This is a genomic window from Streptomyces sp. NPDC005648, assembly GCF_040605395.1.
Lineage (GTDB): Bacteria > Actinomycetota > Actinomycetes > Streptomycetales > Streptomycetaceae > Streptomyces.
On record NZ_JBEXCS010000057.1, the window covers coordinates 42510 to 58576 of the forward strand.

The 16067-nt window shown below is 70.9% G+C and carries 13 protein-coding genes; 2 read left to right on the top strand and 11 right to left on the bottom strand.

Annotation, left to right across the window (positions count from 1 at the left end):
- Positions 1 to 11: 11 nt before the first annotated feature.
- Both ABZT17_RS28660 and ABZT17_RS28665 read right to left on the bottom strand, forming a co-directional pair.
- Positions 12 to 1037, bottom strand: a complete 1026-nt coding sequence (locus ABZT17_RS28660) for an ADP-ribosylglycohydrolase family protein (RefSeq protein ID WP_356352784.1) — start codon at positions 1035 to 1037, stop codon at positions 12 to 14.
- Positions 1034 to 1798, bottom strand: a complete 765-nt coding sequence (locus ABZT17_RS28665; protein ID WP_356352786.1) for an NUDIX domain-containing protein — start codon at positions 1796 to 1798, stop codon at positions 1034 to 1036. The genes ABZT17_RS28660 and ABZT17_RS28665 overlap by 4 nt, the downstream gene beginning before the upstream one ends.
- An 84-nt stretch (positions 1799 to 1882) precedes the next feature.
- Between ABZT17_RS28665 and ABZT17_RS28670 the strand changes: the two genes are divergently transcribed.
- The gene (locus ABZT17_RS28670; protein WP_356352788.1) at positions 1883 to 2827 is read left to right on the top strand and encodes a DUF72 domain-containing protein; all 945 of its coding nucleotides are present in this window, start codon (positions 1883 to 1885) and stop codon (positions 2825 to 2827) included.
- Here ABZT17_RS28670 and ABZT17_RS28675 read toward each other — a convergent pair.
- From ABZT17_RS28675 to ABZT17_RS28715, 9 genes are all read right to left on the bottom strand, one after another.
- Positions 2742 to 3863 carry a pseudouridine synthase gene (locus ABZT17_RS28675; RefSeq protein WP_356352790.1) on the bottom strand — a complete coding sequence of 374 codons (1122 nt, stop codon included), beginning with the start codon at positions 3861 to 3863 and terminating at the stop codon, positions 2742 to 2744. The two genes, ABZT17_RS28670 and ABZT17_RS28675, sit on opposite strands and share 86 nt — an antisense overlap.
- Positions 3863 to 4516: an SMC-Scp complex subunit ScpB gene (gene scpB, locus ABZT17_RS28680; RefSeq protein ID WP_356352791.1), complete on the bottom strand. Its 654-nt coding sequence runs from the start codon at positions 4514 to 4516 to the stop codon at positions 3863 to 3865. Before scpB ends, ABZT17_RS28675 begins: the two co-directional genes overlap by 1 nt.
- Positions 4513 to 5769: a segregation/condensation protein A gene (locus tag ABZT17_RS28685; protein WP_356352793.1), complete on the bottom strand. Its 1257-nt coding sequence runs from the start codon at positions 5767 to 5769 to the stop codon at positions 4513 to 4515. Before ABZT17_RS28685 ends, scpB begins: the two co-directional genes overlap by 4 nt.
- Positions 5770 to 5788: 19 nt before the next feature.
- Positions 5789 to 6361, bottom strand: a complete 573-nt coding sequence (locus ABZT17_RS28690) for a hypothetical protein (protein WP_356352795.1) — start codon at positions 6359 to 6361, stop codon at positions 5789 to 5791.
- Positions 6346 to 7521 (bottom strand): ParA family protein, encoded by a 1176-nt coding sequence (locus ABZT17_RS28695; protein ID WP_356352796.1) that lies wholly within the window; start codon positions 7519 to 7521, stop codon positions 6346 to 6348. The genes ABZT17_RS28690 and ABZT17_RS28695 overlap by 16 nt, the downstream gene beginning before the upstream one ends.
- A 359-nt stretch (positions 7522 to 7880) precedes the next feature.
- Positions 7881 to 8996 (bottom strand): alanine dehydrogenase, encoded by a 1116-nt coding sequence (ald, locus tag ABZT17_RS28700; protein WP_356352805.1) that lies wholly within the window; start codon positions 8994 to 8996, stop codon positions 7881 to 7883.
- A 144-nt stretch (positions 8997 to 9140) separates the two neighbouring features.
- Positions 9141 to 11198, bottom strand: coding sequence for a tetratricopeptide repeat protein (locus ABZT17_RS28705; protein ID WP_356352798.1), 2058 nt, complete (start codon positions 11196 to 11198; stop codon positions 9141 to 9143).
- Between the two features lie 160 nt (positions 11199 to 11358).
- Entirely contained in the window at positions 11359 to 11985 is a 627-nt protein-coding gene (locus ABZT17_RS28710) for an NUDIX hydrolase (protein ID WP_356352800.1), read from the bottom strand.
- A 104-nt stretch (positions 11986 to 12089) separates the two neighbouring features.
- Positions 12090 to 13739, bottom strand: a complete 1650-nt coding sequence (locus ABZT17_RS28715) for a CTP synthase (RefSeq protein ID WP_356352802.1) — start codon at positions 13737 to 13739, stop codon at positions 12090 to 12092.
- A gap of 468 nt (positions 13740 to 14207) precedes the next feature.
- On the opposite strand from ABZT17_RS28715, the gene ABZT17_RS28720 reads away from it, so the two are divergent.
- Entirely contained in the window at positions 14208 to 16010 is a 1803-nt protein-coding gene (locus ABZT17_RS28720; RefSeq protein ID WP_356352806.1) for a glycoside hydrolase family 15 protein, read from the top strand.
- Positions 16011 to 16067: the final 57 nt, after the last annotated feature.

Genomic DNA, 16067 nt, shown 5'->3' on the forward strand with positions numbered 1-16067 from the left:
GGGGCGAGCGCTCAGGCGTCCCAGAGCGCCCCGAGGGTCATCAGGTCGCCCCGGTACTCGATCCGGTCGGCCCACTCCGTGGGCCAGGCGTCGGCCCCGTGCCAGGCGCCGGCGAAGGCCCCGGTGAGACAGGCGATGGAGTCCGAGTCGCCGGAGGTGCACGCGGCCCGCCGGATGGCGGTCACGGGCTCGTCGGTGAAGAGCAGGAAGCACAACAGGCCGGTGGCGAAGGCCTCTTCGGCGATCCACCCGGCGCCGGTGGCCAGGCAGGGATCGGCCTCCGGGTCGGCCGTCCGCACGGCGGTCTCCAGTCGGTCCAGGATCGCCAGGCAGTCGTCCCAGCCCCGGGCGATGAAGCTCTCGGCGGTGGCGTCCTGGCCGCGGGTCCACAGGTCGCCGAGCCAGCGGTGGTTGTAGTGCGAGCGGTTCTCCTCGGCGTACGACCGTAGCAGGCCGAGGAGTGCGGCCGGCTCGGTGCCGTGCGCGAGCAGCCGTACGGCACGGGCGGTGAGGTCGGACGCGGCGAGCGCCGTGGGATGCCCGTGGGTGAGCCCGGACTGCAACTGGGCGGCCCCCGCCCGCTGTTCGTCGCTCAGCCCGGGCACGAGTCCGATGGGCGCGACCCGCATGTTGGCCCCGCACCCCTTGGACCCGACCTGACTGGCGTCCTGCCAGGGCCTGTTCTCGTCCTTGAGCAGATGGCAGGCCCGCAGACAGGTGTTCCCGGGGGCCCGGTTGTTCTCCGGCGACTGGTACCAGTCCACGAACTCCTCGCGCAGCGGCCGCTCCAGCCGCTTCGGCGCGAGCACCCCGCGGTCCATGGCCGAGCGCAGACCCCGGCCGAGCGCCAGCGTCATCTGGGTGTCGTCGGTGACGATCGCGGGCGTGGGCAGCCTCATCTGCCGCCACGGCCCGCACTTGGCGAGGATCGAGGAGACGTCGTTGAACTCGGTCGGGAAACCGAGCGCGTCGCCGAGGGCGAGCCCGACGAGCGCGCCGGTCGCGGCCCGTTTGGCGACGGTCGTGGTGGTGGTCATGCGGGGCGTCCTTCCGGGGGTGGTCTCAGGAGCGGCGGCGAGAGGCTTGTGGCCGGTCCCGCGCGATACAGGGCGGCGGGTTTGCCGCGCCCGCCGGTCAACCGGGCCGCCCCCGGCACGGGTTCGACGAACCCGGGCGTGGCGAGCACCTTGCGGCGGAAGTTGGGCCGGTCCAGGTCGGTCCCCCAGACCGCCTCGTACACGTGCCGCAGCTCGCCCAGGGTGAACTCGGGCGGGCAGAACGCGGTGGCGAGGCAGGTGTACTCGAGCTTGGCGCCGACGCGTTCATGGGCGTCGGCGATGATCCGGTCGTGGTCGAAGGCGAGCGGTCGCGCCGAGTCGTACGGCAGCCACTCGGCCCGTGCCGCGTCACTGCCGGCGTGCGGTTCGGGGGCATCGGGCAGCAGGGCGGTGAAGGCCACGGACACGACCCGCATACGGGGATCGCGGCCGGGCTCGCTGTAGGTCCGCAACTGCTCCAGATGCAGCCCGGTCACGTCCGACAGCCCGGTCTCCTCGGCGAGTTCACGCCGTGCCGCGGTCTCGGCGGACTCGTCCGGCTCCACGAACCCGCCCGGCAGCGCCCAGTGCCCGGCGTACGGCTCCTGCCCCCGCTCCACGAGCAGTACCCGCAGCACGCCCTCGCGCACGGTGAGGACGGCGAGGTCGACGGTGACGGCGAAGGGCTCGTAGGCGTACTTGTCGTAGGCGTACCCGGCGTACTTCGTGTACCTGCCGTCGTCCGACGTGTCGCGGGCCAAGCCACCCACCCCCCTTTATAGTCACTACGACTATAAATACGCGGGGCGTGCTTCCACAACCCTTCCGGGGGTAACCGGCACCCCATGGGCGAGATCCTCGTGGGCACGTGTTCCTGGACCGACCGCGCGCTGGTCGACAGCGGCTGGTATCCGCCGGGCCGGCGCGACCCGGAGGGGCGGCTGCGCCACTACGCCGAACGCTTCCCGGTCGTCGAGGCCGACAGCACGTACTACGCGCTGCCCAACCCGCGCATCACCCGGCAGTGGGCCGAACGCACGCCTGACGGCTTCGTCTTCGACGTGAAGGCCTTCTCGCTGCTGACCGGGCACCCCACCCGCCCGTCCACGATGCCGAAGGGCCTGCCCGCCGACCCCCGCAGCCCCAAGGTGCTGGACGAGGTCTGGGCGCGTTTCACCGAGGGGATCGAACCCCTCCTGGCGGCCGGCCGGCTCGGCACGGTGCTCTTCCAGTTACCCCCGTGGCTGCGCCCCGGAAGGAGGGCCGGGCAGTTCCTCCACGACTGCGCCGAACGGACCGCGGGCTGGCCCGTGGCCGTGGAGTTCCGCCACCCCGGCTGGTGGCGGGACGAATGGGCGGAGGCGACCCGGGCCCTGCTGAGCCGTCATGGCATGACCGCCGTGGCCGTGGACATGAACCAGTCCCTCCCCCGCTCCATCCCGCCCGTCACGCCGGTCACCTCGCCGCAGCTGTCCGTGGTCCGCTTTCACGGCCGGAGCCCTGCATGGGGCACCGGGACGAAGGAGGACCGATTCCGCCACGACTACACCGAGCCCGAACTCCTGGGCTGGCTCCCCCGGTTGCGCGACCTGGCCGCCCGAGTCGACCAGCTGCACGTCCTGTTCAACAACTGCTGCGGCACCGCCGCGGTGCGCGCCGCGGAGAGCATGGCGCGCCGCACCGCCCGGGACGCACCCGGTACTCCTACAGGTCGACTTCCTTCATCAGCATCCCGACCTCCGTGTTGGACAGCCGCCGCAGCCACCCCGACTTCTGGTCGCCCAGGGTGATCGGCCCGAAGGCGACCCTCACCAGCTTGTCGACCGGGAAGCCGGCCTCCGCCAGCATGCGGCGCACGATGTGCTTGCGCCCCTCGTGCAGGGTCACCTCGACCAGGTAGTTCTTGCCGGTCTGCTCGACGACCCGGAAGTGGTCCGCCTTCGCGTACCCGTCCTCCAGCTGGATGCCGTCCTTGAGCTGCTTGCCCAGGTCGCGCGGGATCGGGCCCACGATGTGCGCGAGGTAGACCTTCTTCACGCCGTACCTGGGGTGGGTCAGCCGGTGCGCCAGCTCGCCGTGGTTGGTGAGCAGGATGACGCCCTCGGTCTCGGTGTCCAGCCGCCCGACGTGGAAGAGCCGCGTCTCACGGTTGGTGACGTAGTCGCCGAGGCACTGCCGGCCCTCGTTGTCCTCCATCGTCGAGACGACACCGGCCGGCTTGTTCAACGAGAAGAACTGGTACGACTGCGTCGCGACCGTCAGGCCGTCGACCTTGACCTCGTCCTTCTCCGGGTCGACCCGCTTGCCCTGCTCCAGGACGATCTCGCCGTTCACCTCGACGCGCGCCTGCTCGATCAGCTCCTCGCAGGCACGCCGGGAGCCGTAGCCCGCGCGCGCGAGCACCTTCTGCAGCCGCTCGCCCTCCTGCTCGGCGCCCGGGAAGGTCTTGGGGAGCTTCACGTCCTTCTTGCCCGCGTACCGCTCCCGGTTGCGCTCCTCGGCACGCGCCTCGTACTCGCGGGAGGTCGCGGGCACCGAACGGCCTCGCCCCGTGCCCTGGCCCTGCTTGGGGCCGCCCTTGGCGCCACCGCGCGCCGAGGCGCCGCGCCCCGACTTCGGGCCGTCCTGGGTGCCGCCGGGGCCCACGTCGTAGCGGCGCTCCTCGGGGCGGGGCTTCTTCGGCCGGCCGCCCTGCTTGTCGTCGCGGTTGTTGCCGGCGCCGCGGGAGTTCCCGCGTCCACCGCTGCTCCCGCCGCGGCCGCCGCTGTTGCCACCACGGCTCCCGCCGTTGTTTCCGCTGCTGTTCCTGCCGCTGCTGCTTCGCATCAAAGTTCCGTCTTGTCGTCTGCTTCGTCGGAATCCGGAGCGTCCGGATCGAACGACGGCACCCCTTCCTGGGTCTCGGCCTCGATCGCCTCCGCCTCCGGGAGGAAGGGCGCGAGCTCCGGGAGCTCGTCCAGACCGCGCAGGCCCATCCGCTCCAGGAAGTAGTTCGTCGTCCTGTACAGGATCGCACCTGTTTCGGGTTCCGTGCCCGCCTCCTCGACCAGACCCCGCTGCAGCAGGGTCCGCATGACCCCGTCACAGTTGACTCCTCGTACGGCCGAGACGCGGCTGCGGCTCACCGGCTGGCGGTAGGCGACGACGGCGAGGGTCTCCAGGGCCGCCTGGGTGAGCCGGGCCGTCTGGCCGTCCAGCACGAGCCGCTCCACGGCCGGCGCGTACTCGGCCCGGCTGTAGAACCGCCAGCCACCCGCGACGAACCGCAGCTCGAAGCCGCGGCGCTGCACCGCGTACTCGTCGGCCAGCGCCCGCAGCGCGTCGCCGATCTGCCGCTTGGGCCGCTCCAGGATCTTCGCCAGGTGCTCCTCGGTCGCGGGCTCGTCCACGACCATGAGGACCGCCTCCAGGGCGGGCTTGAGGTCGAGGTCGGCGACGCCACGGAGGCCCGCCGGGAGCTGAGTCGTCTCCTCGCTCACGCCTTCTCCTTCCTGCCTTCGTCCTTGGGCACCTCGGGTGGCCGGTCGAACTCGTCGGTCACGGTCGGCGTGCGCTCCCCCTCGCCGCCGGTCCACCGCACGATCAGCTCCCCGAGGGCGGCCTCCTGGTCCAGCGCCACGGCCTTCTCCCGGTACAGCTCCAGCAGCGCCAGGAACCGGGCCACCACGGTCAGCGTGTCCTCGGTGTCCTCGACCAGGGCGCGGAAGCTGGCCTCCCCCAGCTCCCGCAGCCGCGCGACCACGATCTGGGCCTGCTCCTGCACGCTGACCAGCGGCGCGTGGATGTGGTCGATGTACACCTGGGGCTTCGGCCTGGGCTGCATCGCCTTGACCGCGAGCCTGGCGAACCCCTCCGGCCCGATGCTGATGACCACCTCGGGCAGCAGCTCGGCGTGGTGCGGTTCGAGTCCGACGGTACGGGGGTAGCGCCGGGCCTCCTCGTCCAGCCGCGCGTTGAAGATGTCGGCGATCTGTTTGTACGCCCGGTACTGGAGCAGCCGGGCGAACAGCAGGTCCCGGGCCTCCAGGAGGGCGAGGTCGCCCTCGTCCTCGACCTCGGCGGAGGGCAGCAGCCGGGCGGCCTTGAGGTCGAGCAGGGTGGCGGCCACGACCAGGAACTCGGTCGTCTCGTCCAGGTCCCAGTCCGGCCCCATGGCGCGGATGTGGGCCATGAACTCGTCGGTCACCTTGGACAGGGCGACCTCGGTGACATCGAGCTTGTGCTTGGAGATCAGCTGGAGCAGCAGATCGAAGGGGCCCTCGAAGTTGGACAGGCGCACCTTGAACACACCGTCACCCGAGTCGGCCGGTTCACCGGGTCCGGCCAGTTCGCCGGGTCCGGCCAGTTCGCCGGGTCCGGCCAGTTCGCCAGGTCCGGCCAGTTCGCCAGGTCCGGCCAGTTCGCCAGGTCCGGCAGAAGCGTCGGGTCCGGCAGAAGCGTCGGGTTCGCTGGGTCCGGCAGTTTCGCCGGGGCCGGCAGGATCGCCGGCCTCTGCCGGATCGCCGGCCTCGGTAGGAAGCGCCTCCTCGACAGAGACCGCCGTCTCGACCGGCACCGCCGTCTCGACGAGGGGCTGCTCGACACTCGCCGGGGGCTCCGCCTCGGCCAGGGGCTGCTCGACCGGTGCCGGGGGCTCCGGCTCCACCTGGGGAGCGGCCGCGCCACGCCCCAGCGCACGTCGGCGGCCGGCGGAGCCGCCGGTGCCGGGGACGGGAACGTCGTTCGAGGTCATAGCCCCCGCAGGCTACCGCCTACCGCCCCCGCAGCCGGCGTACGAGAATGCTCGCGTCCCCGCGGGACTCCAGGTCGGCCAGGACCACGGCGACCGCCTCCCGGACGATCCGCCCGCGGTCGACCGCGAGGCCGTGCTCGCCCCGCAGCACCAGACGCGCGTGCTCCAGGTCCATCAGCTCCTCGGCGGACACGTACACGGTGATCTTCTCGTCGTGCCGCTCGCGTCCGCTCGGACGGCGTGAGGCCGAGGAGCGACCGCGCTTGCGCGGCTGGGCGCCCGCGGCGGGGGCAGAACCTTCCTGCGCCGCCTGACCTCGTCCGGAGCGCTCCGCGCCCCGGCTGCGGGACTGCCCGGCGTCGATCGGCTCGGGCTCCGCCGCCACATGCTCCGCGCCCTCGCCGTCGCCGCCCTGCGCGGGCACCGACTGCGGCGCGTCCTCGGACGCTCCGGCCGGGTCGCTCTCCCCCGCGGGCGCGGGCACACGGGCTTCGCCGTTGGCCCCCCGCCGCGGAGTGGACGGCTGGAGCGCCATTCCCCCTGTCGTACGGAAGAGTTCGTCGGCCCCCGGCAGACTCACTCGGCGTGACACCGGGCGAGCACCTCCCTGGCGAGCTGGCGGTACGCGGCGGCGCCGACGGAGTTGGAGGCGTACGTGGTGATCGGCTCACCGGCGACCGTGGTCTCCGGGAAGCGGACCGTGCGGCCGATGACCGTGTGGTAGACGTGGTCGTCGAACGCCTCGACCACCCGGGCCAGCACCTCGCGGCTGTGGACCGTGCGCGAGTCGTACATCGTGGCGAGGATCCCGTCGAGCTCCAGCTCGGGGTTGAGCCGCTCCTGGACCTTCTCGATGGTCTCCGTCAGCAGCGCGACACCACGCAGCGCGAAGAACTCGCACTCCAGAGGCACTATCACCTTGTGCGCGGCCGTCAGCGCGTTCACCGTGAGCAGACCCAGCGAGGGCTGACAGTCGATCACGATGTAGTCGTAGTCGGCCATGAGCGGCTTCAGGGCCCGCTGCAGCGTCGACTCGCGCGCGACCTCGGAGACCAGCTGGACCTCGGCGGCGGACAGGTCGATGTTGCTGGGCAGCAGGTCCATGTTCGGGACCGCGGTCTTCAGGAGCACCTCGTCGGCCGCCATGCCCCGCTCCATGAGCAGGTTGTAGACGGTGAGGTCGAGCTCCATCGGGTTGACGCCGAGACCCACCGACAGCGCGCCCTGCGGGTCGAAGTCCACGAGCAGCACACGCCGGCCGTACTCCGCGAGCGCGGCACCCAGGTTGATGGTCGACGTGGTCTTGCCGACGCCGCCCTTCTGGTTGCACATCGCGATGATCGTCGCGGGACCGTGGCTGGTCAGTGGACCCGGGATCGGGAAGTACGGCAGCGGGCGCCCGGTCGGACCGACGCGCTCACGGCGCTGCCGGGCGGCGTCGGGCGCGAGCGTGGCCGCGTACTCGGGGTCCGGCTCGTACTCCGCGTCGGGGTCGTAGAAGTGCCCCTCGGGCAGTTCGTCGTAGTCGGCGAAGTGGTTGTGGGGCGCGCCACTTCCGTCGCCGGCCATGGCGTTCACGTGATGGCCATCCATGCTCTGGTGTGCAGTCCGGATCAGCTGCGGACCCGGGCTCTGATGGGCTGCGAAGGTGCGCACAGCGACGGAGCCGACAGCCTCGAACCCCGCGGGGTCCTGGCCCCGTACCGGCGTTCCTGGTTGACCACCCCCGGGAGAAAATGTCGACTCATTCACAAGTCGTCTTACCTCCTTGGTGACCAGGAAACTTCTAGACAGGTCAGCGTGGCACCATGCCGACGGTTGGCGACTCTATGGCGTGTCGGGCGTCCGCAGCAACACAATCCGCCGGACCCGGCAGGATGTGTCGGCAATGAAACATCCCTCTGTCAAGGGCGTACGGCCGTCGCACGGCAGGTTTCGCCGGTGTACGAATCGGTTCAAGGGTTACGTTCGACGCGAGTTGACCTAGAGCCGCAAAGTGACCATACACACACTCGGCCGGACCTTGTGGGACAAGGTCCGGCCGCGCGCACGGTGTTGACGACCTGTGTTGACGTATCGACCTTTACCAAAAGGAGACTTAACGTCGTGGGTCAGCCGAGCAGTGTGTCGAGCTCCACGTGCTCCAGTCCGTGCGCCTCCGCGACCTCGCGGTAAACGACCTTGCCGTCATGGGTGTTGAGACCCTTGGCGAGCGCGGGGTCGCGGCGCAGCGCCTCCACCCAGCCGTGGTCGGCGAGTTCGACGATGTAGGGCAGCGTGGCGTTGGTGAGCGCGTAGGTCGAGGTGTTGGGCACCGCGCCGGGCATGTTGGCGACGCAGTAGAAGACCGAGTCGTGGATCCGGAAGGTCGGCTCGGCGTGGGTGGTCGGACGTGAGTCCTCGAAGCAGCCGCCCTGGTCGATCGCGATGTCGACAAGAACACTTCCCGGCTTCATCCGGGCGACCAGCTCGTTGGTGACCAGCTTCGGGGCCTTGGCGCCCGGGATGAGCACCGCGCCGATGACGAGGTCGGCGTCCAGGACGGCCTTCTCCAGCTCGAAGGAGTTGGACATGATCGCCCGGACCTTGGTGCCGAAGACCTTGTCGGCCTCGCGCAGCTTGTTGATGTCGCGGTCCAGCAGCGTGACGTGGAAGCCCATGCCGACGGCGATCTGGGTGGCGTTCCAGCCGGAGACACCGCCGCCGATGACGACGGCACGCGCGGGCTGGGTGCCGGGGACACCGCCGGGGAGCACACCGCGGCCGCCGACCGATCGCATCAGGTGGTAGGCGCCGACCTGCGGGGCGAGCCGGCCCGCGACCTCGGACATCGGGGCGAGCAGCGGAAGCGCGCGGGAGGGCAGCTCGACGGTCTCGTAGGCGATCGCGGTGGTGCCGGACTCGATGAGCGCGTCGGTGCACTCCTTGGAGGCGGCCAGGTGCAGGTACGTGAAGAGCGTCTGGTCCTTGCGAAGGCGGTGGTACTCCTCCGCGATGGGCTCCTTGACCTTGAGCAGCAGGTCGGCGGTGGCCCACACCTCGTCGGCGCCGGCGAGGATCTTCGCGCCCGCGGCGACGTACTCCTCGTCCGGGATCGAGGAGCCGAGGCCGGCGCCCTGCTCGATGACGACCTGGTGGCCGTGGCGCACCAGCTCGTGCACACCGGCAGGGGTGATGGCCACCCGGAACTCGTTGTTCTTGACCTCGCGGGGGATGCCGACCTTCACGTGGATCACGGTCCTTGGCTCAGTGGATGTGGGGCAATACAACACGTACCCAGGCATGACGGAACACACCGGGAGACACCGCAGGAGAAGGTGCGGCAGAGCCAGTCTAATGAAGGTGTTCCCGCTGTCTAGCCTTTCATTGCATCAATCTTCAGCGGATGTACTACGGATTTCGTAGGCGTCAGCGCCTTGTTTCGGAACTTCGATCTCGTCGGCCCCCTCGGCGTCCTGGGATTCCTCCCCCAGCAGCCGCTGGGCGGTGGCCCGGTGCAGCTGGGCGGCGGCCGGATCGCCGAGGTGCTCCATGGTGTCGGCGAGCCGCAGCTGGAGCGCAGCCTGCAGCCGTACGTCCTCGGCGCGGCGCGCGAGATCCAGCGCCTCGTGGCAGGTGCGCAGGGACTCCTCGGGCCGTCCGGCGTACTCCTGGACCCGCGCGAGCTCGCTCAACGCCCTTGCGTGGGCGGCCACATCACCGTCCTTGCGGTACCCGGCGACCGCGGCCCGCCAGTTCCGCAGGGCCTCGCCGTAGCGGCCCGCGTAGGTGTGCGCGGCGGCGATACGGCCGTACAGCCGGGCGGCGTCCGTCCGCTCGTCCCGGGCCTGCCGCTGGGCCAGGGCGCGGCCGAACCAGTCGGCGGCCCGGTCGTAGTCCCCGAGCTCCAGGTGCGCACCGCCTACGGATTCCATCGCGCGACCGGTCGCGTACGGGTCATTCGCCTCGCGTCCGGCGTCCAGTGCCGCCCGGTAGCGCACCAGCGCGTCCGCCGTACGCCCGGTCCGGGCATCGAGATCGCCCAGGTTCAGCAGCGCCGCCGCCTTCTCCCTGGGCAGTCTCCGGCGCTCGGCGACGTCCAGGACCAGACCGTGGAGGCCGTACAGATCGGGCGCGGCGGCCTGCGTCCCGAAGTGCGCGACCATCGCCCTGACCAGCTGGGACATCAGCCGGCGGGCGAGCGTGTCCAGCTCGCCGTCGGCCACCGCGGCCCGGGCGGCGGCCAGCAGGGCGGGCCGGCGGACGCGCAGCCAGTCCTCGGCGGCCCGGGGGCTCGGGAAGCGCAACGAGCGGGGCATGCCCTGGAGCTTCTCGCGGGCCTCGGGGTCGTCGGTCTCGGTGATCGCGCGGGAGGACTGCAGCAGCCGTACGGTCCGCTCCAGCATCCTGGCCCGGGCCAGCTGCAGCTCCCCGGGCCGGTCCTGGGACTCGGCGAGGGCCTTGAGCAGGGGGTGCAGACAGGCCGGGACCTCGTACTGCGGGAGCGGGGAGTCCACGGCGCGCAGGAAGCCGAGGGCGACGAAGTCGTCCAGGGTGGTGCGGGCGCCGTTCACCGAGCAGCCGGCGAGCGCGGAGGCGGTGTGCGGGTCGACGAGGCCCGCCGGGGCGAGGGAGAGCAGTCGCAGTATCCGCGCGGCGGTCGAGGGCAGCGAGCCGTAGGCGAGCCTGAAGACACGGCTGAGCGGGGTGCCCTCGTCCTCGGTGTGCAGATGCTTGGCGAGGTCGGCGACGGCGGCCTGGGGCCGGGCGGCGAGCCAGCCGCCCGCGAGCTCCAGCGCGGCCGGCTGCCCCTGGCACTCCTCGACCAGGCCCTCGGCGGCCCGCGGGTCCACGGTGATGCGGACCGAGCCGGTGTACCGGGTGAGCAGCTCCAGGGCGGACTTGGTGTCGAGGCCGCCCAGGGTGCAGGGGCGGACGTCGGAGATGCCGGTGAGCGGACCGCCGGAGACGGCGACGACCAGGGAGTCGGGTGTGTCCGGGAGCAGGGCGTCGACCTGCTCGGCGTCGGCCGCGTCATCGAGCAGGATCAGCGTCCGGCGGTCGGCGAGGGCCTCCCGGAGCGCCGCGCCGAGGTCGTCGGCGTCCGCTCCGGCGGGGGTCGGCCGCTCCAGGGCGGCGAGCAGCTCACGGGCGGCGCGCTCGACCGGGACGGGGGTGCCGTCGGGCTCGCTGAGCCGGGCGCGCAGCACCCCGTCGTCGTAACGGTCCGCGACCTGTCGGACGAGCTCCTCGGCGAGCGTGGTCCGTCCCGAGCCGGGGCGGCCGGCGATGAGCAGCACGCGCGCGCGTGGGGGTTTCTTCCCGGACAGGGTGTCCAGACCGGCGCGCTCGATGTCGGCACGCAGGTCCTTCAACTCCCTTGTACGGCCCAGGAACTGACTTTCCGACAGCCGTGCGCCGCCTGCCGTGTCCACCGCCTGATCCGTCACGGGCCACACTCCCGTCCCACCGCACGCGCAAGCCCGCCGGGACTCCGGTCCGGGCATGGGTCAGAGCCTAGTTCACGCTCTGCAACGTTCCTGGTGGAGCGCGGCGGACAGGTCCCTCGATCGGATCAGCCGATGGTCACACCGGCGCGCCGGGAAGTGTTCAGGACTCGAACGGACGCGCGGGCCACGGGGCCTCGGCCGGACGCAGCGCGTCGAGCCCGTCGCCGTGCTGGGCGGCGAGGAGCGCGAGGACGCCCACGACAAGGCAGTTGTTGTGCAGTTCACCCGCGAGGACACCCCGGGCCAGCTCGTCGAGCGGCACACGGTCGTACTCCAGGTCGATCTCCTCGTGCTCGACCTCGAAGCGCTCGCCCTCCGCCTCGGACAGATCCCGGGCGAGGAAGATCCGCACGGCCTCGTCGCAGCCGCCCGGCGTCGTGTAGACGTCGGCCAGCACCCGCCAGTCCTCCGCCTTGGCGTGCGCCTCCTCGTAGAGCTCGCGCTGGGCCGCGTGCAGCGGGTTCTCGCCGGGCACGTCGAGCAGGCCGGCCGGGATCTCCCAGAGCTTCTGGCGCACGGGATGGCGGTACTGGCGGATCACCAGGACGCGTCCCTCGTCGTCCAGGGCGAGGACGCCGACCGAGCCCGGGTGGACCTGGTAGTCGCGGTGGACGACCGTGCCGTCGGGCATGACCACGTCGTCCGTGCGGACGGAGGTCTTGTTGCCCACGAAGGGGGTCTCCGTCGCCCGGATCTCCCACTCCTCGGGAGCGTCCTTGATCGTCATGCCCTGTCCTCCGCGCTCTTGGAACAGATGAAGCCGGTAAAACAAATGAAGCCGGGGTGCCCGCCTTTGAATGCGGGCACCCCGGCCACCGTACAACTCTCGTGTTACTCGGAACTCTTCCGCTCGACCGCGGCCTTCACCAGGCCCGCGAAGAGCGGGTGCGGGCGCGTCGGGCGCGAGCGCAGCTCGGGGTGCGCCTGGGTGGCGACCAGGTAAGGGTGCACCTCGCGCGGGTACTCCACGTACTCGACGAGCTTGCCGTCCGGAGAAGTGCCGGAGAACAGGATGCCCGCCTTCTTCTCGAGCTCGGCGCGGTAGGCGTTGTTGACCTCGTAGCGGTGCCGGTGCCGCTCCTCGACGTACTCCTTGCCGTCGTAGACCTCCCGGACGATGGAGCCCTCGGCCAGCTTGGCCGGGTACATGCCCAGGCGCATCGTGCCGCCCATGTCGCCCTCGCCGGCGACGATGTCCAGCTGCTCGGCCATGGTGGAGATGACCGGGTGGCCGGTGGCGGAGTCGAACTCGGTGGAGTTGGCGTCGGGGATGTCGGCAAGGTTGCGCGCGGCCTCGATCACGATGCACTGCAGGCCCAGACAGAGCCCGAGCAGCGGGATCCGGTTCTCGCGGGCGTACCTGATCGCGCCGACCTTGCCGAGCACACCGCGGTCGCCGAAGCCGCCGGGGATGCAGATGCCGTCGACGTCGGCGAGCTGGGCCGCCGCGCCCGCCGGGGTCTTGCAGTCGTCGGAGGTGACCCACTTGATCTTCACGCGGGCCTTGTTGGCGAAGCCGCCGGCGCGCAGCGCCTCGGTGACCGAGAGATAGGCGTCGGGCAGGTCGATGTACTTGCCGACCAGGGCGAGGGTGATCTCGTGGTCGGGGTTGTGGACGCGGTCGAGCAGGTCGTCCCAGGTCGTCCAGTCCACGTCGCGGAACGGCAGGTCCAGCTTGCGGACGACATAGGCGTCCAGGCCCTCGCCGTGCACGGTCTTCGGGATGTCGTAGATCGAGCGGGCGTCGGGGCAGGCGACCACGGCGGCCTCGTCGACGTCGCACATCAGGGAGATCTTGCGCTTGATCGCGGTGGGCACCTCGCGGTCGCAGCGCAGCACGATCGCGTCCGGCTGGATACCGATGTTCCTGAGGGCCGCAACCGAGTGCTGGGTCGGCTTCGTCTTCAGCTCTCCCGACGGGCCGATGTAGGGCAGGAGGGAGATGTGGACGACGAAGACGTTGTCCCGGCCGACCTCGTGGCGGACCTGGCGGACGGTCTCCAGGAACGGCAGGGACTCGATGTCGCCGACGGTGCCGCCGACCTCGGTGATCACGACGTCGACCTCGTCGGTCGCCATGCGCCGGATGCGGTGCTTGATCTCGTTGGTGATGTGCGGGATGACCTGCACGGTGTCGCCCAGGTACTCGCCGCGCCGCTCCTTGGCGATCACCGTCGAGTAGACCTGGCCGGTGGTGACGTTGGCGGAGCCGTCCAAGTCGCGGTCAAGGAAGCGCTCGTAGTGTCCGATGTCCAGGTCGGTCTCGGCGCCGTCGTTGGTGACGAAGACCTCACCGTGCTGGAAGGGGTTCATCGTGCCGGGGTCGACGTTCAGATACGGGTCGAGCTTCTGCATGACCACCCGCAGACCGCGGGCCTTGAGCAGCATGCCCAGGCTGGAGGCCGTCAGGCCCTTGCCGAGCGAGGAGGCGACACCCCCGGTGACGAAGATGTGCTTGGTCGTCGTGGCTTTCGGCGGCATGGCCAAGAGGGGGCTCCCGTGGTCGCGATCTGGAGGTGCGGTTCGGGGGATTCGTGCCCACCGGTCCACGGGCTACCAGGGTATCAGCGCCTCGGCGAGATGGCTTCCGGCCACGCTCCGCGCACGGGCCGCCACAGACCCGCACTCTCTCGACTCTTTCCCCCTGGTTGCTCACCCGTTCGGCCGATCCGGGTTGCCCGGAGCGGCACACAGATCATCTACGTGCGTCGTATCCTGCTCGGACACTCGCTGCCGAGCCCGGCCGGATACACGTCACCACCCCCGCACGTGATGACCGGAACAACGAGAGCTCGTCAGTTCGTTGAGCATCAATTGTCGTTTTGCCACACGGTAGGGACGACTGCTTTGCTTCACCGCTCAACGACGCATTACAACGACCCCTTGACCGCAATAAGCGACAGCCCCCGTTTCCCCGGGGGTGACGTGGCCGTTCGACTGGAGTTGCACGTGGCCGGGCGCATCGAAGACTACGCACTCATCGGAGACATGCAGACCGCCGCCTTGGTCTGCCGGGACGGCACAGTGGACTGGCTGTGCCTGCCCCGCTTCGACTCGCATGCCATCTTCGCCGGTCTGCTGGGCACCGAGGAACATGGATTCTGGCGCCTGGGCCCGGCCCACGCCTCCGACGCGCAGCCCCCGACGGCCGCCCGGCGCACCTACCGCGGCGACTCGCTGATCCTGGAATCCGAGTGGGACACCCCGCGCGGCACGGTCCGCGTGACCGATTTCATGCCCCCGCGTGACGGCGCCCCCCAGTTGATCCGCATCGTCGAGGGCATCTCGGGCCGCGTCCCGATGCGCTCGGCCCTCCGGATGCGTTTCTCCTACGGCCGTGTCGTGCCGTGGGTGCACAAGCACGACGGGCGCACGGTCGCCGTCGCGGGCCCGGACTCGGTCTGGTACGACACCGAGTGCGAGACCTACGGCAAGTCGCTGACCACGTACTCGGACTTCACGGTCGCCCCGGGTGACCGGATCGCCTTCACCATCTCGTGGCAGCCCTCGCACAAGGAGCCGCCGCCGCTGCCGGAGCCGGAGGCCTCCCTGGAGGCGACGGAGGAGTTCTGGCGGGAGTGGGTCGAGCACTGCACGTACCACGGCCCGTACCGCGAGGCGGTGATCCGCTCGCTGATCACCCTGAAGGCCCTCACCTACGCTCCCACCGGCGGCATCGTCGCGGCCCCCACCACCTCCCTGCCCGAGGACATCGGCGGCGTCCGCAACTGGGACTACCGCTACACCTGGCTGCGTGACGCGGCCATCACCCTCTCCTCGCTGCTGCGCACCGGCTACCGCGAGGAGGCCCGTGCCTGGCGCGAGTGGCTGCTGCGGGCCGTCGCCGGCGACCCCGAGAACCTGCAGATCATGTACGGCATCGCGGGCGAGCGCGAGCTCGGCGAGGCGGAGCTGGACTGGCTGCCCGGCTACGAGAACTCGGCGCCGGTGCGCGTCGGCAACGGCGCCGCCCACCAGCTCCAGCTCGACGTCTACGGCGAGGTCACCGAGGCCCTGCACCTCGGCCATATGACCGGTCTCGCCCGCAGCGACTACGCCTCCCTCCTCCAGCTCAAGCTGATCCGCTACCTGGAGCAGCACTGGGACGAGCCGGACGAGGGCATCTGGGAGGTGCGCGGCCCGCGCCGCCACTTCGTGCACTCCAAGGTCATGGCCTGGGTCGCCGTGGACCGCACCATCAAGCTCATCGAGTCCGGTGACGCGGACGGCCCGCTGGAGCGCTGGCGCGAACTGCGCGACGACATCCACCGGGACGTGTGCGAGAAGGGCTACGACAAGGAGCGCAACACCTTCACGCAGTCGTACGGCTCCAAGGAGCTGGACGCCTCGCTGCTGCTGATCCCGCAGATGGGCTTCCTGCCGCCCGACGACAAGCGCGTCATCGGCACCATCGAGGCCATCCAGCGCGAGCTGTCCACGCCGGACGGCTTCATCCTGCGCTACCCGACCTCGGGCGGCGACGAGGGCGTGGACGGCCTCCCCGGCGACGAGGGTGCCTTCCTGGCCTGCTCCTTCTGGATGGCGGACGACCTCGCGATGATCGGCCGGGTGGACGAGGCCCGCAAGCTCTTCGAGAAGCTGCTGTCGCTCCGCAACGACCTGGGCCTCCTGGCGGAGGAGTGGGACCCGCGCCTGCAGCGGCAGGTGGGCAACTTCCCCCAGGCCTTCAGCCACGTGCCCCTGATCGACACGGCCCTGCGGCTGACGGCGTCGGGGGCGTACGGCGGCTGACGCCGGGCGGTGGGCGGCTGACGCCGGGCGGCGGGCGGCGGGCGGCGGGCGGCGGGC

Bases quoted from the DNA above. Each gene is read 5' to 3' on its own strand.
- ABZT17_RS28710 (WP_356352800.1), bottom strand. From the start codon at position 11,985: ATGACGATCAAGGACGCTCCCGAGGAGTGGGAGATCCGGGCGACGGAG.
- ABZT17_RS28670 (WP_356352788.1), top strand. From the start codon at position 1,883: ATGGGCGAGATCCTCGTGGGCACGTGTTCCTGGACCGACCGCGCGCTG.
- ABZT17_RS28675 (WP_356352790.1), bottom strand. From the start codon at position 3,863: ATGCGAAGCAGCAGCGGCAGGAACAGCAGCGGAAACAACGGCGGGAGC.
- ABZT17_RS28685 (WP_356352793.1), bottom strand. From the start codon at position 5,769: ATGACCTCGAACGACGTTCCCGTCCCCGGCACCGGCGGCTCCGCCGGC.
- ABZT17_RS28660 (WP_356352784.1), bottom strand. From the start codon at position 1,037: ATGACCACCACCACGACCGTCGCCAAACGGGCCGCGACCGGCGCGCTC.
- ABZT17_RS28715 (WP_356352802.1), bottom strand. From the start codon at position 13,739: ATGCCGCCGAAAGCCACGACGACCAAGCACATCTTCGTCACCGGGGGT.